This is a genomic window from Bacillus nitratireducens (genome assembly GCF_001884135.1).
In the GTDB taxonomy this organism is placed as follows: Bacteria; Bacillota; Bacilli; order Bacillales; family Bacillaceae_G; genus Bacillus_A; species Bacillus_A nitratireducens.
This window is the reverse complement of record NZ_MAOC01000078.1, coordinates 1-15,763: the sequence shown is the minus strand read 5'-3', so window position 1 is coordinate 15,763 and position 15,763 is coordinate 1. Positions and strand designations below refer to the sequence as shown.

16 protein-coding genes and 1 pseudogene are annotated in these 15,763 nt (G+C 36.2%); 6 read left to right on the top strand and 11 right to left on the bottom strand.

All coding sequences use genetic code 11. From position 1 onward, the window contains the following. The first annotated feature begins 74 nt into the window (after window positions 1-74). Together BAU23_RS20495 and pepF are read left to right on the top strand one after the other, a co-directional pair. On the top strand, window positions 75-1,310 hold the full coding sequence (locus BAU23_RS20495) for a competence protein CoiA (RefSeq protein WP_002074938.1): 1,236 nt from the start codon (window positions 75-77) through the stop codon (window positions 1,308-1,310). Between the two features lie 50 nt (window positions 1,311-1,360). After that, window positions 1,361-3,187: an oligoendopeptidase F gene (gene pepF, locus BAU23_RS20490; RefSeq protein ID WP_000840533.1), complete on the top strand. Its 1,827-nt coding sequence runs from the start codon at window positions 1,361-1,363 to the stop codon at window positions 3,185-3,187. 146 nt (window positions 3,188-3,333) lie between these two features. Here pepF and BAU23_RS30295 read toward each other — a convergent pair whose 3' ends face one another. The 4 genes from BAU23_RS30295 to BAU23_RS20475 form a co-directional block, all read right to left on the bottom strand. Next, window positions 3,334-3,507 carry a hypothetical protein gene (locus BAU23_RS30295; protein WP_000748141.1) on the bottom strand — a complete coding sequence of 58 codons (174 nt, stop codon included), beginning with the start codon at window positions 3,505-3,507 and terminating at the stop codon, window positions 3,334-3,336. A gap of 229 nt (window positions 3,508-3,736) precedes the next feature. After that, window positions 3,737-4,630, bottom strand: coding sequence for a ClpXP adapter SpxH family protein (locus tag BAU23_RS20485; protein WP_000360668.1), 894 nt, complete (start codon window positions 4,628-4,630; stop codon window positions 3,737-3,739). Further along, the gene (locus BAU23_RS20480) at window positions 4,630-5,028 is read right to left on the bottom strand and encodes a globin domain-containing protein (RefSeq protein ID WP_000043388.1); all 399 of its coding nucleotides are present in this window, start codon (window positions 5,026-5,028) and stop codon (window positions 4,630-4,632) included. Before BAU23_RS20480 ends, BAU23_RS20485 begins: the two co-directional genes overlap by 1 nt. A gap of 184 nt (window positions 5,029-5,212) precedes the next feature. Then, on the bottom strand, window positions 5,213-5,791 hold the full coding sequence (locus tag BAU23_RS20475; RefSeq protein ID WP_000191130.1) for a CYTH domain-containing protein: 579 nt from the start codon (window positions 5,789-5,791) through the stop codon (window positions 5,213-5,215). Between the two features lie 145 nt (window positions 5,792-5,936). Here BAU23_RS20475 and BAU23_RS20470 point away from each other — a divergent pair, with 145 nt between their 5' ends. From BAU23_RS20470 to BAU23_RS20455, 4 genes are read left to right on the top strand one after another with little or no spacing between them, the layout of a single operon-like run. Next, the gene (locus BAU23_RS20470) at window positions 5,937-6,308 is read left to right on the top strand and encodes a UPF0738 family protein (RefSeq protein WP_001180016.1); all 372 of its coding nucleotides are present in this window, start codon (window positions 5,937-5,939) and stop codon (window positions 6,306-6,308) included. Between the two features lie 30 nt (window positions 6,309-6,338). After that, window positions 6,339-6,977, top strand: a complete 639-nt coding sequence (yjbM, locus tag BAU23_RS20465; RefSeq protein WP_001081481.1) for a GTP diphosphokinase — start codon at window positions 6,339-6,341, stop codon at window positions 6,975-6,977. A gap of 18 nt (window positions 6,978-6,995) precedes the next feature. After that, a complete protein-coding gene (locus tag BAU23_RS20460; RefSeq protein ID WP_000673196.1) occupies window positions 6,996-7,793 on the top strand; it encodes an NAD kinase in 798 nt (265 codons plus the stop codon). 15 nt (window positions 7,794-7,808) lie between these two features. Beyond that, the gene (locus BAU23_RS20455) at window positions 7,809-8,702 is read left to right on the top strand and encodes an RluA family pseudouridine synthase (RefSeq protein WP_001079144.1); all 894 of its coding nucleotides are present in this window, start codon (window positions 7,809-7,811) and stop codon (window positions 8,700-8,702) included. A gap of 45 nt (window positions 8,703-8,747) precedes the next feature. Here the strand turns inward: BAU23_RS20455 and BAU23_RS20450 are convergent, their stop codons facing one another. The 7 genes and pseudogenes from BAU23_RS20450 to bclA form a co-directional block, all read right to left on the bottom strand. After that, the gene (locus BAU23_RS20450; protein ID WP_071735084.1) at window positions 8,748-10,136 is read right to left on the bottom strand and encodes a peptidase G2 autoproteolytic cleavage domain-containing protein; all 1,389 of its coding nucleotides are present in this window, start codon (window positions 10,134-10,136) and stop codon (window positions 8,748-8,750) included. Between the two features lie 154 nt (window positions 10,137-10,290). Continuing rightward, a complete protein-coding gene (gene prpE, locus BAU23_RS20445) occupies window positions 10,291-11,031 on the bottom strand; it encodes a bis(5'-nucleosyl)-tetraphosphatase PrpE (protein ID WP_000872709.1) in 741 nt (246 codons plus the stop codon). Between the two features lie 77 nt (window positions 11,032-11,108). Beyond that, a complete protein-coding gene (locus tag BAU23_RS20440; RefSeq protein WP_016128943.1) occupies window positions 11,109-12,269 on the bottom strand; it encodes an FtsW/RodA/SpoVE family cell cycle protein in 1,161 nt (386 codons plus the stop codon). A 143-nt stretch (window positions 12,270-12,412) separates the two neighbouring features. Further along, window positions 12,413-13,342, bottom strand: coding sequence for a glycosyltransferase family 2 protein (locus tag BAU23_RS20435; protein ID WP_016128944.1), 930 nt, complete (start codon window positions 13,340-13,342; stop codon window positions 12,413-12,415). A 13-nt stretch (window positions 13,343-13,355) separates the two neighbouring features. Next, window positions 13,356-14,108 carry a class I SAM-dependent methyltransferase gene (locus tag BAU23_RS20430; RefSeq protein ID WP_001292081.1) on the bottom strand — a complete coding sequence of 251 codons (753 nt, stop codon included), beginning with the start codon at window positions 14,106-14,108 and terminating at the stop codon, window positions 13,356-13,358. A gap of 247 nt (window positions 14,109-14,355) precedes the next feature. Further along, window positions 14,356-15,201: a TylF/MycF family methyltransferase gene (locus BAU23_RS20425; protein ID WP_000428762.1), complete on the bottom strand. Its 846-nt coding sequence runs from the start codon at window positions 15,199-15,201 to the stop codon at window positions 14,356-14,358. A 120-nt stretch (window positions 15,202-15,321) separates the two neighbouring features. After that, window positions 15,322-15,763: pseudogene (bclA, locus tag BAU23_RS20420) on the bottom strand (collagen-like exosporium glycoprotein BclA); the annotation flags it as partial.

Genomic DNA, 15,763 nt, shown 5'->3' with positions numbered 1-15,763 from the left:
TTAGGGCATCTCTTTTTTTGAGAGGAATTTGTAGTAAATTGTAGAATACAAGGAGTTGAAAGGGTGTGATTGTGATGTTTATTGCAAGGAGAGAAAACGGAGAGAAAATTCATCTATTATATAACCGGGATGAAGAGCTTTTACGCGACATGCGTAAACGAGAAAAATTCTTTTGCACAGCTTGCGGAAAGGAAGTGCAAATGAAGTTAGGGACACAAAAGAGTTGGCATTTTGCTCATAAGAAAGTAGATTCATGTCTTGCGTTTTATGAGGCAGAATCTGTGTATCATATGCAAGGTAAAGAATTGTTATATAGATGGTTAAAACGTCAAGATTTCCATGTAGATATAGAGCATTATCTGCCGGTAATCCAGCAACGACCAGATATTTACGTAGAGAGAGCGGATAGAAAAATTGCGATTGAATATCAATGTGCAAATCTCTCCATAGAGCAGCTTTATAAGCGAACATATTCGTATTGGCAAGCTAGTATACAAGTCATCTGGATAATCGGTGGAAATCAGTTGAAAAAGCAATCCGCCCATTGGATGACATTTTCCTCTTTTATGGCTTTCGCCTTACAACCTTATCCTCAGCCATTTCTTATTTTCTTTTGCCCGAAACAAAAATCGTTTATGAAATGTGCGTTTATCACTCCGTTTTCTACAAATGTCTCTTTCTCACATATTATTTATTTACCAACCGATACGACTACTGTTGAAATGCTCTTTTCCCCCGTTCCTTTCCGGAAAGAGGTATTAGGACAAGAATGGAAGAGAAAAAAGAACTATTTTCGGCAAAACGCTTTACCTATCTGGAATTATAATCATAAGTCACTACTACGCCTCTTATATCAATATAAATGTACCCCAGCGAGTTTTCCTTCTGAAATCGGTGTCCCGCTTCCGTCCTCATTTGCTTTTCAAACAAATCCATTTATATGGCAAGCTTTCCTTTATATGAAGTGTATAGGTATGCTTAAAGTAGGGGAGTATATTTCCCTTCAGTACGCATGTAATTATGTAGCAAAATATACAAAGAGGCGTCTACTTCCGTATTTTGCACAACATATATGGAAGATAGCAGTTGCAGAGTATATGACATTTTTATGTTATATAGGTGTGTTAAATAAAGTAGGTACGAATAAGTATCGAAAAATAAGAGATGTTGTTTTGGTAAAAACAGAGGAGGAAATTATGAAATATGATGACATTTGCTTAGCGCATGCACTATCTCTATTTGAGACAAAGTACAACATGAGAGAGGGAAAAGGGGATATAATAAAGACTGATCGTGAAGGAATTACATAAGAAAAATCGAATTGTACTTAAGTAGAGATATTTAAAGGAGGGCTTAAAGAATGGCTGAACAAAACACAGTAAAATCATTACCAGATCGCAATGAGATTGAAGAAGCAAACACATGGCGATTAGAAGATATTTTCCAAACTGATGCAGAATGGGAAAAAGAATTCCAAGCTATTAAAGAGCTATTGCCAAAGTTAACTGAATTTAAAGGGAAGCTTGGTGACTCTGCAGACAATTTGCTTGAGGCATTGCAATATGAAGATGAAATTTCAATGCGATTAGGTAAGCTATATACATATGCACATATGCGTTACGATCAAGATACAACAAACTCTGTGTATCAAGCATTAAATGATCGCGCAACAAATTTATACTCACAAGTATCTAGTAGCACAGCTTATATCGTGCCTGAAATTTTAGCTATTTCAGAAGATACATTGCAAACATTCTTACAACAAAATCGAGAACTAAGTGTATATGAGCATGCATTAGAAGAAATTACACGTCAACGCCCGCATGTATTATCGGAAGCTGAAGAAGCGTTATTAGCAGAAGCATCTGAAGTGATGAGTGCATCAAGTAATACATTTGGTATGTTGAATAATGCAGATTTAAAATTCCCATCTATTAAAGGTGAAGATGGAGAAGAAGTAGAAATAACACATGGTCGTTATATTCAATTTTTAGAAAGTGATGATCGTCGTGTGCGGGAAGATGCATTCAAAGCTGTATATGAAACGTACGGAAAATATAAGAACACATTTGCAAGTACGTTAAGTGGGGCTGTGAAACGTAATAATTTCAATGCACGCGTTCGTAAATACGATTCTGCACGTCAAGCTGCATTAAGTAATAATAATATTCCTGAAGCGGTGTATGATCAACTTGTTGAATCGGTAAATGATAATTTACACTTACTACATCGCTACATTGATATTCGTAAGCGTGCCTTAGGTCTTGATGAGCTTCATATGTATGATTTATATACACCGCTTGTACCAGAAGTGAAAATGAATGTGAAGTATGAAGAAGCACAAGAAATGTTATTGAAATCTTTAAATGTACTTGGTGATGAATATGTTGAAATTTTAAAAGAAGCATATGAGAATCGCTGGGTAGATGTATATGAGAATAAAGGAAAACGAAGCGGAGCATATTCTTCTGGTGCATACGGAACAAATCCGTATATTTTAATGAACTGGCATGATAATGTAAATAATTTATTTACACTTGCTCATGAGTTTGGTCATTCCGTGCATAGTTACTATACAAGGAAGACACAACCGCACGTATATGGTGATTATTCAATCTTCGTTGCAGAAGTAGCATCAACTTGTAATGAAGCACTTCTAAATGATTATTTATTGAAGACGACAGAAGATAAGAAAGAGCGTCTATACTTATTAAATCACTATTTAGAAGGATTCCGTGGTACTGTATTCCGTCAAACGATGTTTGCAGAGTTCGAGCATATTATTCATAAGAAAGTACAAGAAGGGCATGCTGTTACGCCGGACATGTTAACGGAAATCTACTATGATTTAAATAAGAAATATTTCGGTGACGCGTTAGTGATCGATGAAGAAATCGGCTTAGAGTGGTCTCGTATTCCGCACTTCTACTACAACTATTACGTATACCAATACGCAACAGGATTTAGTGCAGCAACGGCTTTATCTAAACAAATTTTAGAAGAGGGGCAACCAGCAGTAGAACGTTACATTAATGAGTTCTTAAAAGCAGGAAGCTCAGATTATCCAATTGAAGTGCTGAAAAAAGCAGGGGTAGATATGGCATCACCAGAACCTGTAAAAGAAGCATTACAAGTGTTTGAAGAGAAATTAAATGAATTAGAAGCGCTATTGTTTGAAGAGAAGTAATGAGAAAAGACGAGGGATTTTATCCTCGTCTTTTTTGTTTGGAACATTTGCTCAAAAGTAAACCATGTCGATATTTGTCGAATGATTAAGGTGATTTTCGGTGCTTTTTTTATATTTGAAGGAATTTTTACGACTTATTTTTGTAATTAAAATCCTTTAAATCGTTTTCTATAGTTGAAATAAGAGACAGCGATGACGATAACTCCGAATAAAAGAGGGAAGGCAATAATTTTAGGAAAAGCTTGTAATAGAGAGAGGATATATAAGAAAAAAGAAACAATAACACATAGAAAGATAAGAAAAATATGAGACTTTTTCATAAGGAAACCTCCTAAATTGCTTTTTTTATAGCTTATTCAAGAATGAAAACGTTTAGAATGTGACAAAAGTGTGAAATTCGACAAAAGGGGTTGTCATCTGACGTCGAATCTTGTAATATAATAAGCGTGAACGAATTCACATACAAACATATACCCCTTTGTTTGAACGTGAAAATTTCTCCCATCCCCTTTAATATTTTTATAAGCCGTAAAGAAGAAGACCTGGTGTTTACACCAGGTCTTTTTCTTTTGCTATCCATTTCCAATAACGCTCGCACTTCACTTCAATCATTTGTACTTTTCGTTTTAGTTGTAATTTTTTTAGTTCGCGCTCTATTTCTTGCTGCGGGCAGTCATATATAAATGAGATTTCCTTTGAAGAAATAAATTGTGTTGCTTCTAGTAATACCTCTAAAGGAGGTAATGGATCTGGCTCAATCTCGCATTTTACAAGTTCTTTTAATAATTGTACGTATACATCATAGGAATAAATTCCTGCGATTTTAATACCTTCCTCATCTGAATTTGCATGGAAAAATAGGAGGGAAGGTATTTCTGTAATATGCATCTCATTTGTGAATTTCAGGTCGCATTGGAAAGCTTTTTTTGCGCTAACTGAGTGTAGGTCTTTTTTAAATTCCTCTACATCAATGCCGCTATCTTTTGCACATGTAAGCAATAGTTCACCATCTGGGTTTGATACATTTTTAAGAAGAATGTATTCCTGGAGTTTTCGCAAAAACTTCGAACCTGCTTTTCGGCCTTGCAACTCCGCCGCTTTAATTGCCATCGAAACTAGATACGGCGTTGACGATGCCTCTTGCATATGTACTTTTCCATCACATGAAAAACCTTGTAAACTTGTTGTCTTTTCCCACACAAATCGAATATTAGCAGGTTTATTCCATTTGTGTGAGGAAGCGTTTGTCCCGTCCACTTTTCCAGTTACTATATGACGAATAGAGAAGTATTTCCCATATTCGAGCCATAGTTTAATAATAAATGGCTCGATATCCCAGCAATCTTTACAAAGTGGATCAATAAATAAATATGCTTCTACAGACTTATGCTCGCATGTGGAAGGAGAAGGCATATTCATATGCTTTGCTTCCTGCTTATCCATTACACTTCACCTGTTTCATTTGGAGTATTGACCATATGTTGAGCAGTTAATGCTAAACGTTCAAAAACAAACTCTCTTATATGACCGTGCACTCCTGTATCATCCATTGCTTGCTCCATACATGATAGCCAAGCTTCTGCGCGTTTTGGAGTAATCTCAAACGGAAGATGGCGTGCTCTTAGCATAGGATGCCCATGTTCTTCAGTGTATAAATTAGGACCACCTAAATATTGTGTTAAAAATTGTTTCTGCTTCCTAGCGGTTTCTGTTAAATCATCCGGGAAGATCGGAGATAAGTCAGGGTGTTCACTGACATAGGAATAAAATGTATCCACTAATGTTGCAATGCATTGTTCACCGCCAATTGCTTCAAATGGTGTCATCGGTTGCTTGCTCATCCTTTATAAACTCCTTTTTCCATGAAATGTATATCTATTGTAGCAATGGAATGTTATGAAGAGCAACTAAACAGCCTTCATAACATTCTTTGCTTATTTTATGTGTTGCTAATAAATCTTTACTTTCCAAAAAGGTGAAACATGACCACCAGTAAATCACTTCTCCACTGATGGAAATTTCACTTTAGCGCTCTTTGTTTTGTTTGGCAAGGAAAAAGCGTTTTACTTTGTTATTTGTATGACGAACTGGTACGTTATGTTGTTTTAGTAAACTCATAAATGCGGCTTTACCAGCTTCCTCATCTTGTACTTCATATTCGATTTCATAATCATCGTGATTGTAATAGAAACTATGATCAAAGACAAGTGTTCCGCCTTCAAATAATGTTTCAGCTCTTTCTGTTGTTAAACTTCCCATATAAGTTAAAGAGGAAACTGGAATTTGTAGTTTCTGAAGTTGATCCATTACAATGCCTTGAATGATTACGTTTGTTTCCATCATAAGTTTTGCTTCTTTTTCAGTTATAGATTGATGAGTTTCTAATAAACCAATTTCAGCAGGTTGTTTTAATGTGAATGTATAAGTTCCATCTTTATGACGAATACGAAGTGCAGAGCCCGTATTTTTCAAAGAAAATTGAGGTGTTTCAAAGTAATGATTTACTTGTTTTGTGAATTCTTCAATAGAAAATGATGTGCATAAGCTTTGGAATTCTTCCTCTGTAACCATGTTTTTAAATTCAATTTCAATTTCTTGTGTCATTGTATGCGCTCCTTTTGAAAAATAATTCTTTACACATTATCGCTTTTTCGCAAATTTGGTTCAATGTTTTATTTGTTTGCGTCCATGTTATGATACAATAATACTGTTAAGTAAGACAGGAAAGTTGAGATGGAGGAGTTCGAGCATGCAAAATAAAATTCAAGTTAAGAGCGTAGAAACAAGAGAGAATGCGCTTATTTTTTGTGCGGAAAATACTGAAATAGAGGTAAAGGAGCTAAGTGCACGTAATCACGTACTTGTAGACTCAGACAATTTATCATTTTTATATATCTTAGAAAACGAATCATCTTTCATTTATGTAAGTATTCCGCATACATGCTGGGAAGCAATACATGAAGCGATGAATAAAGATACAGCGATGTTTATTCACGTGAATGATGTTGAAATAGAATTAGAAGGATTAAAAGAAGAAGTAGAATATTTAGTTGAAAATATTGAAGGTAATGCAAATTACGGAGAAGAACTAGTAACTGCTGTAGAAAAAGTGTTTCTATAAGCAAATGGATTGATTTTGGTGGTGGTTGAAATGAATCGTAATTGGGAAGAATTTTTAGCACCTTATCACCAAGCGGTGGCGGAGCTGAAAGTGAAACTAAAAGGAATGCGTACTCAATTTGCAATGTTAACGGAGCATTCTCCAATTGAGTTTGTAACAGGAAGGGTAAAGTCGGTTGCAAGTATTATTGATAAAGCGGAGAAGAGAAATGTACCGCTAGACCGGCTCAGAGAAGATATGCAGGACATCGCGGGCCTTCGAATGATGTGTCAATTTGTTGATGAGATTAAGCCTGTTGTAGAATATCTTCGAAAACGAAATGATTTTGAAATTGTGGAAGAACGTGATTATGTAACGCAAAAGAAAGATAGCGGCTATCGCTCTTACCACGTTGTCATTAGTTATCCTGTTCAAACGATACAGGGAGAAAAAAAAGTGTTAGTGGAAATTCAAATTCGCACGTTAGCGATGAATTTTTGGGCAACGATTGAGCATTCTTTAAATTACAAATATAGTGGACGTTTTCCTGAAGATATTAAAATACGCTTACAACGTGCAGCGGAAGCGGCATTTTTATTAGATGAAGAAATGTCTTCCATTCGTCTTGAAATTCAAGAAGCGCAAAAGGTCTTTTCACGAAAGCAGGAAACGAAAGATTCTGAATCATAAACTAAAGGGTGTTGGGCGATGAAATTTACAATTATGTCAAAGGGCGATCAATCATCAGATACATTAGCAAGTACGATGAAAGAATACTTGTTAGATTTTGGTTTTACTATGGATGAAAAGGAACCTGATATTGTAATTTCTGTTGGGGGAGATGGAACGCTTTTATATGCGTTTCATCGTTACTATAATCGATTAGATGAAACCGCATTTGTTGGTGTACATACAGGGCATTTAGGTTTCTATGCAGATTGGTTACCGACGGAAGTAGAGAAGTTAGTGATTGCGATTGCTAAAACACCGTTCCAAGTAGTTGAATACCCACTTTTAGAGGTGATTATTCGCTATGTGAATGGTAGTAAAGAGTCGCAGTATTTGGCGATGAATGAAGCGACTGTAAAAAGTGCAGAAGGAACATTAGTAACAGAAGTGGAAATACGCGGAGAGTATTTTGAAACGTTCCGCGGAGATGGTCTTTGTATTTCTACTCCTTCAGGAAGTACTGCGTATAATAAGGCACTTGGCGGAGCGATTATTCACCCTTCTATTGAAGCGATTCAAATTGCAGAAATGGCATCAATTAACAATCGTGTATTTCGTACGGTAGGTTCGCCGCTCGTACTGCCGAAACATCATACATGCGTTTTGAAGCCGGCTGCAGGAATGAACTTGCAAATTACGGTGGATCATTTGACGATGGTTCATCAAGATGTGAAATCAATTCAGTATCGCGTTGCAAACGAGAAAGTACGATTTGTTCGTTTCCGTCCGTTCCCGTTCTGGAAACGTGTCCGTGACTCGTTTGTTGCAGATAAATAGAGAGGGTTTATATATTTGAACAGATTTACATTGAAATGGGATATACAGCTTGCAGATGAGGGGACTTTAGTTAGAGAGTTTTTGAAAACGAAAGGAATTTCGAAAGCTGCTTTAACAGATATAAAGTTTCACGGCGGAGCTATTGAAGTAAACGGTCAACATGCGAGTGTTCGCCACAAGTTACAAGCCGGTGAAGAGTTACAAGTTTTCTTTCCGTTCGAGGAAAGAAGTGAAGGGATGGAAGTAGAAGATATTCCTTTAAATATTGTATATGAAGATGACGCAGTGCTTGTTGTAAATAAAGAAGCATATATGTCGACAATTCCGTCTAGGGAGCATCCGTCAGGAAGTGTTGCAAATGCCCTGTTATATCATTATGATAAACAGAACCTTGCAAGTACAGTGCACATTGTAACGAGACTCGATCGTGATACTTCAGGACTTATGTTAATTGCAAAAAATCGATTCGTTCACAACCTTTTATCAAAGCAGCATCAACAAAAAGGAGTGAAACGAACGTATGAGGCGCTCGTTCATGGAATGATCCTAGAAGAGATAGGGACGATTGACGCACCAATCGGACGAAAAGCGGATAGTATTATTGAGCGAACTGTCTGTGAAGATGGTCAAAGGGCTGTTACTCATTTTAAAGTGATGGAAAGTTCTTCTAATAAGACGCATGTAGCACTTGAGCTTGAAACAGGAAGAACGCATCAAATTCGTGTACATATGGCGCATATAGGACATCCGCTACTCGGGGATGATTTATACGGCGGTCGAAGAGATGTGATGAAACGCCAAGCGCTTCATAGTACGTCTTTGACGTTTTATCATCCTATTTTAGAAAAGGAAATGACTTTTACCGTAGGTATCCCAGATGACATGCAATCCGCTTTACATAACAATTAAAAGGGAACAAAATTCTTACTGAACGAAGAATTTTGTTCCCTTTTTTTAGCGGAATAATATTAAAATTTGATTATCACCAGTACGTTTAATAATGAAAAAGCCATTTTCAGCTTTTGTAGCAATACCGTCATCATTTGGAAGACAGTATCCGTGTGTTTCACAAGTACCGTCATCACGTACTAACATTTGTCCAATTAATCCGACAGGAAGCCACTCAGTACGGTCTCTTCTTGATATATATTTACAAGCTGGATCCCATTCTGTATTTAAAAGAGGTCGTGTGTCTTGCGTGTCCGTACGTACATATTGACGTTTTCCAAAGCTATCTGTTTTATAGCGTTTTTGCCAACTTAAAGCACCGCTATTTCCAATGAGAGCAGGAGTAGCACTAGATATTCCTAATATGAATAAATCATTTGAAGTAGCTTTTCGAATTTTTTCTTCGCTACTAAATGTAACGAAATAACCGACATCAATAGAACTATGATCTGCTGTCTCAAACATTTGTGCAAAATCCGTTCCACTTGCATTGTAAGAAGCACCATCGATATACATTTCTCCGTTGTGAGCAAGCCATTTTGCACCGATATTATGGTCGGTGTCATTTGTACCATTTGCAATAAACCAAGAATAAGATTCTTCTGCCGTGCCGAAGCGCCCCATAATATGGCTGCCTGCAAAATGAGCTGTTGATGTATGCATACCTTCCGCATGAGAATAGAATCCGTTAGCGATAGTTGCGGTTCCTTCTGCATGTGCTGCTTCGCCTAAAGCAATTGTATGTTTTCCTTCCGCATGAGAATAAGAGCCGCCTGCTGTCGTTTCACTTCCTTCACTATGCGAACTATGTCCAGTTGCTTTTGTTTTTGATCCTTCTGCATGAGAGAAAGAACCTTTTGCGTGTGTAAGAAGCCCTTCTGCATGTGAAGCTGTACCTTCTGCATTAGAGTGAAGCCCCTCTGCATGTGCATACCGGTTCCCTTTTTTAACTTTTGTATTTTCGGATGAAGGGGTTTGAATTATAATAGCTTTTTCCGTTTGTATATCATTTGATGGAGCTAATGCTTCTTTTATTTTCTTTACTTGATTTATAATAGTAGCTGGAATTTCTGGTTCCGCTTTTTTATTTATTGCTACAGGTATATTTTCTTCCGTATTTTGCTCTGTTTGCTCAGATTGTACTACCTGTTCATTATGATTAGAGAGAGGTTTATGTTTTTGCTGCATCTTTGTTTTTCTATTATCGATTATGCGGCTCATTACAGCATTTTCTAAAGAGACATATTTTGTTCTTGCTTTACTTTTTTTTGATGATTCTTGTTCGTCCAGTTCTTCTAGAGCTGCAGCTCGAATGCTACACCAATTGTTAATTCCGTACATGGGCAGATAGAAAGGCGGGCAATTTCTTTTTTGTTTAGAAGATTTTTTCTTCATTCTGTCACCTCCTGCGACAGTATATGCCGTGTACTTAAAAAAAGATGCACTTTATTGCATCTTTTTTTAAGTACATTACCTAGTTTTTATATGAGATATGCCTAAATAATACGGTAATCCCTCGCAATTCATGAATTGCACTAAGTAAGGGGAGTTATGAAATTGGGCGGAATTTCTCAGCGACAAAAGGCAGGGAGGAAGGGACGGAAACGGTCTCCATTTCAGGAAAACGTAGTCCGGTTAGCTTTCCACCAAATACAGCACCAGTATCGATATTGACTGTGTGATTTACAAATCGAGGTTCTTTTACTGGAGTATGTCCATATATAATCCAAGTTTTCCCGTTATATTCTTGCGCCCAGTCGCGACGGACAGGTGAGCCGTCAGCATGCTTTTCTCCTGTAATATCGCCATATAATACAAAGGTTTGTACTTTTTTATCTTGTCTTCCTATGTAATCTTGCCGAATCCCAGCGTGACATACGATGACTCTTTTTTCATCTAGTATGTGATATAAAGGGGATTGCTCATAAAGGGTGATGAACTTTTCTTTTATAATGTTTTGCTTATGAGAAGATAGTGCTTCATATTCAGCGACAGTTGTTTCGAGTCCGTGAGCGATTGTTACATTACGCCCAAGGAAAAATCGATATAGTTTATTGCAGTGATTTCCAGGAGCGTAATAAGCTTCTTTTTTATTTATGACAAGTTCCCATACAATTTCAATCATACGTAATGAGTGAGGACCGCGATCTGTAATATCACCAACGAATGCAAGCTGACGTTTGTCAGGGTGAATCGGTAGGCCACTATTCCAGTTGTATCCTAGTTTCGTCGTTAAATTTTGAAACTCTTGGAAGCACCCATGAATATCCCCTATAATGTCATATTTCATATTTAAACCTCCATCATATTTTTAATTAGTATATCTAAAAAAGGATAGAGATAAAAATGTACCGCTTTTTGTGTGGCTTATTTAAACATAAAGATTTTTGTTCTTGAGTGAACATTTAAAATAAATCCAATCGCAATCATGTATGTAAGCAGCGAACTTCCTCCATAGCTCATAAGGGGTAATGTTATCCCTGTAATAGGAAGTAATCCGATTGTCATCCCAATATTTTGGAATACTTGAAAAGTAAACATTCCGATTGTACCAGCGCAAATATAACTACCGAAAGGATCATTACTTTCTAAAGCGATATGAATCATCCGGAAAATGAGTAAGAAAAAAAGTGAAATAATGACACTTGCACCTAGAAAACCAAATTGTTCAGCGACATTAGTGAAAATAAAATCTGTATGTGGTTCTGGAAAATATACTTGTCCATTTTCCCAACCCTTTCCTTGCATTTCCCCTGATCCAGTAGCTAAGAATGCTTGTCTTAGTTGATAGCCTTGCGCATCATATTTGTATGGTGCTAACCAGCCGTAGAAGCGATTTAGTTGATATTCTTTTAAAATGTGTGTTTTAAAGAACTCTGTATGAGAAAAAAATATATATATTAATGTAGAACCCGCTGTGACAATGCCGGAGGCTAATCCGAAAATAAAACGCCATCGTATACCGGAAACTAGTATCATTGCTGCGAGCATAGCTAAAATTACCATCGTATTCCCTAAATCCGGTTCCTTTGCAATAAGGAGTAGTGGTGGCAAACTTGCTGCGAATATCTTTCCGAGTAATAAAAAATCGCCCTGTATTGTTCTGGAAAAATATTTTTCATTGTGATTTGCTATAATTCGTCCAATGACGATAATTAAAAATAATTTCATAATTTCAGAAGGCTGGAAATTTCCGATGCCTGGAAGCCTGTACCAAGCGGTAGCACCTTTTATTGTAACGGCACCTGGTACTTGAAGTTCTAGTCCAATAAGTAGTACCAATGCAAAGCTATATAAATACCAAGCAATTTTTTGATAACGATCGAAATCGATAATCATAATAACGCCAATAGCAATAAATCCAATGAAATACCATTGAATTTGCTTTAGTACAAAATTTACGTTTTGCAAAAATGGTGGTAAAGAGGCTTGCGCACTTGCAATAGCAAAGCAACTAACAGTCCCAATGGCAAATAAGATGAATAGCAATACGTAGTCTATTTGATATTGAGAATTTGGATCTTTCAATGTATGAATTCCTTTCTATTGCCTAGTAAATATGTTGATGACGTCATTCTAAAAGTAATATAAGCAGATTGTCCATACATTTATTCCACTATTTATGTAAAGTCATACATAATAGGGAGGAATAGCTCCTCCCTTATGCAAAGCTATCGTGGATTTAGCTCTTTTATAATGATATTTAAACAATGAGAAAGACGTATATGTGCATCTGGAATGAGATTGGGGTATTGTTTATAAAACTCGAATGCGCCTATACACCACTCATAGGCTTTGAGCAGACTAGTTCTATAATCATTGAAATCTTGTAAGAAACCATACTTTTTTGAGGTTAAAACGAGATGTGAAAAATCTTCAGATCCTTCAAGTAATTTATGGTGTACTTGCTGTCCATCATGAAAGCGAAAGGAACTTAAAGGTTCAGTGATATAAAATGCATCACCTTTTGAAAGTAAACTCATCCAAGAGGCCATATCAACACTACAACAATAGTTCCTTTCATTTAAAGTACCAAAAGGTTCTGTTAATAGTCGCCTTCGAAAGAGTACAGTCGTAGGCTCACCAATAATATTATGTCCAGATAAAAGCATATGGTTTCCAAAATCTATCCCACTTAGCAGAGTATCTTCGCTATACAATCTATTTACAGCGGGATGGTTTTCAATTATATCTCCATTTTCATCAATCCAAGTGCGATATGATGTAATAAGTGCGAGTTTTTGATTTAAGTCTTGTTGGAAATAGAACATCATTTTCTCGATTTTATTACTATGGAATAAGTCATCGTCCATTAAGAAATTTATGTATTCGCCACTAGACTGTTCTAAGAGCATGAGGTCATTATGGAATTGTCCTAAAGTAGTACTATTCCGGATATATGTTATATGGGAATGGTTTGGTAAGTATTTTTCATGCATTAATTTTTCAGTTTCATCATTCGTACTATCGTCTCCTACAATAACTTCAATGTTTGGATAAGTTTGTGCCAAAGCACTTTCTAGAGCGATTTTGAAATAATGTGGTCTATTATAGGTGGGAATAAGGATGGAAACAAGAGGTAGATTTTTTTCATTTGTCATACGTAACTTCCTTTCAGAAGCTTTTTTTTGTAAGAACAATATCTTGATAACTCGTATATTCATGTCGGCCGCACCATAAACCATAATGTGGTTTATTCATTACCTCTAAGCCATATTTATTCAATAAAGCGCAAATATCTGTTTCAGGATAAGCAACTGCGAAATTAGGAATATCTTTATTTACGACATAACAATTTTCAATTTGATGATAAAATCCTAACGTACTTAGTCCTGCATTTAAATAATAGGATGACTCAGGGTTTATTAAAAAGAACGTAATAAAACATCTCCCGTCTTTTTTTAATACACGTGCAATCTCAGATACGTAATGTTCTAATTCTATTGGGAGAAGGTGCGTAAATACAGAAGTTAAAAAGATGAAATCGAATGTCTCGTCTTCATGTGGAAACTTATAGTGAGAGGCATCTTCTTTTCCTTCTGGATTGTAAAATTGATTGTATATGTCAACGTGTTCAAAATGAAAATTATTACGGGTAGTTGTAATATTATTTTTACACCAAGTGATACCTTCTTTAAATAAATCAAATCCATAATACGCTCCATCATCAGTTAAGTAATTCATTAATGGAACAGCCATTCGGCCGACGCCGCAGCCTACATCTAATACTTTTTCGTTTGACTTTAAAGCCCCAATTTGAATGAAATGATTTAGGAATTCTTTACCGACCTTTTCAAAATCGCCACCTACATATTGGGCGAGTTCAGGAGGGGGGAGTAATTTTATTTCTTTTTCAAGTTCGCTCATAAATACACTCCTTCCTTGTAGTAAAAAGGAAAATCAATACAGTATCCATATTATCTCGATATTTACAGACGAATCGCACCTCAAAACGAAGAGTATGGGGAAATTAAAGTTTTATTTGATAGTGAAAGAGGATAAGATGTGACCGCTTATTACATATAAGGAGATTCCTAAAACGGTTCATGTATTCAAGTATTAGTGAGCGTTACTAATTAATAGGAATGGAACCTCCTTATAATCAAAATTTTTCTTATTCTTTTCGCCAATATACACCAAAGATATCAATTTTAGTAATAGGAGCTTTTAAGTTTCTTTGATTTCTAAAGTCCGTCACAGCTTCTGCACAAGCTGGTAGTCCATAGTCATCAATAATAATATACCCACCTGTTGAAACTTTATCGTATAAGTTCACGAGACCATCCATCGTAGATTCATACATATCCCCATCAAGTCTTGCAATTGCAATCTTTTCTATTGGTGCTGTTGGTAAAGTATCTTTAAACCAGCCTTTTAAAAATTTTACTTGATCATTTAATAAATCATATTTTCTAAAGTTTTCTTGTACTTGTTCTAAAGAAACACGTAAATAATCGAATGTGTGTAAATAATCACCGTAGTCTTTCGGATATTGTTCTAAATCCGGTGCTGGCAAACCTTCAAATGAATCTGCAACCCAAATATTGCGATCCGTAATGTTATTGGCTTGTAAAAAGCCATTCATAAAAATGCAAGAACCTCCGCGCCATACACCTGTTTCGATAAAATCCCCTTCTATATTTTCACGAACAATGGTTTCCATTGCATCATGTAACTGATTCATACGTTCTCGGCCAATCATACTATGTGCTGCTCTTGGCCAATCCAGTCCATCATGACGTTCACTTTTTGAAACATCTGGCTTTACAATTTTTAAGTTATGATTTTCGGCATATTGCTTAATGAATAAAGGGAGTGGTACGGTAACTGGCTCGAATTGAAGTTCTTTTGATATATGTAGAGATGCAGGTAAGTACTCCTCATATTCTAACCATATTTCAAACAAAATTGTTTTCTTTAATAACTCAAGATAAAGCTGAATAGCGGATTTATTTTCCATATTGGTGCCTCCCGCAAAATGTCATACAACAATATGATTATGTGAGTAGTGAATGTTTCATGATTGAATTCATAATTGAAAAGCAGTAAAACTGATATCAGTTTTACTGCTAAGTAAAAATTAAGCAATTTTTTCAATAATAATGGATGCACTTGTACCAAGAGCTAACGATAATCCAAGCCCTGTAACAATCGCTTCAACCATTGATGGAGTTACTGTGATTTGTGTAATTGCTTGGATAACGATAGGTGCTCCAAGTGAGATTAAACTTGTTCCAGTGCCAGGGATATCAACACCATTCACTTGAATTGCAAGACCACCTAATACACTTACTAATGCAGTATATGCGATAACAGTAATCTTATAGAATCCAGTTTCACTTATGAGGAAAGTATCAGCATCTAATTGAGAAATTGCTGTACCAAACTGAGATCCAACAGTATTAAATGGGACGGGGTCATTAACTCCAAGAGATATGCTAATTGCAGCGGAGTTAAATGCATACAATCCTGCTGGAAGTCCTAATCCAGATGGTCCAGTAGGTCCAGTTGCACCAGTGTCT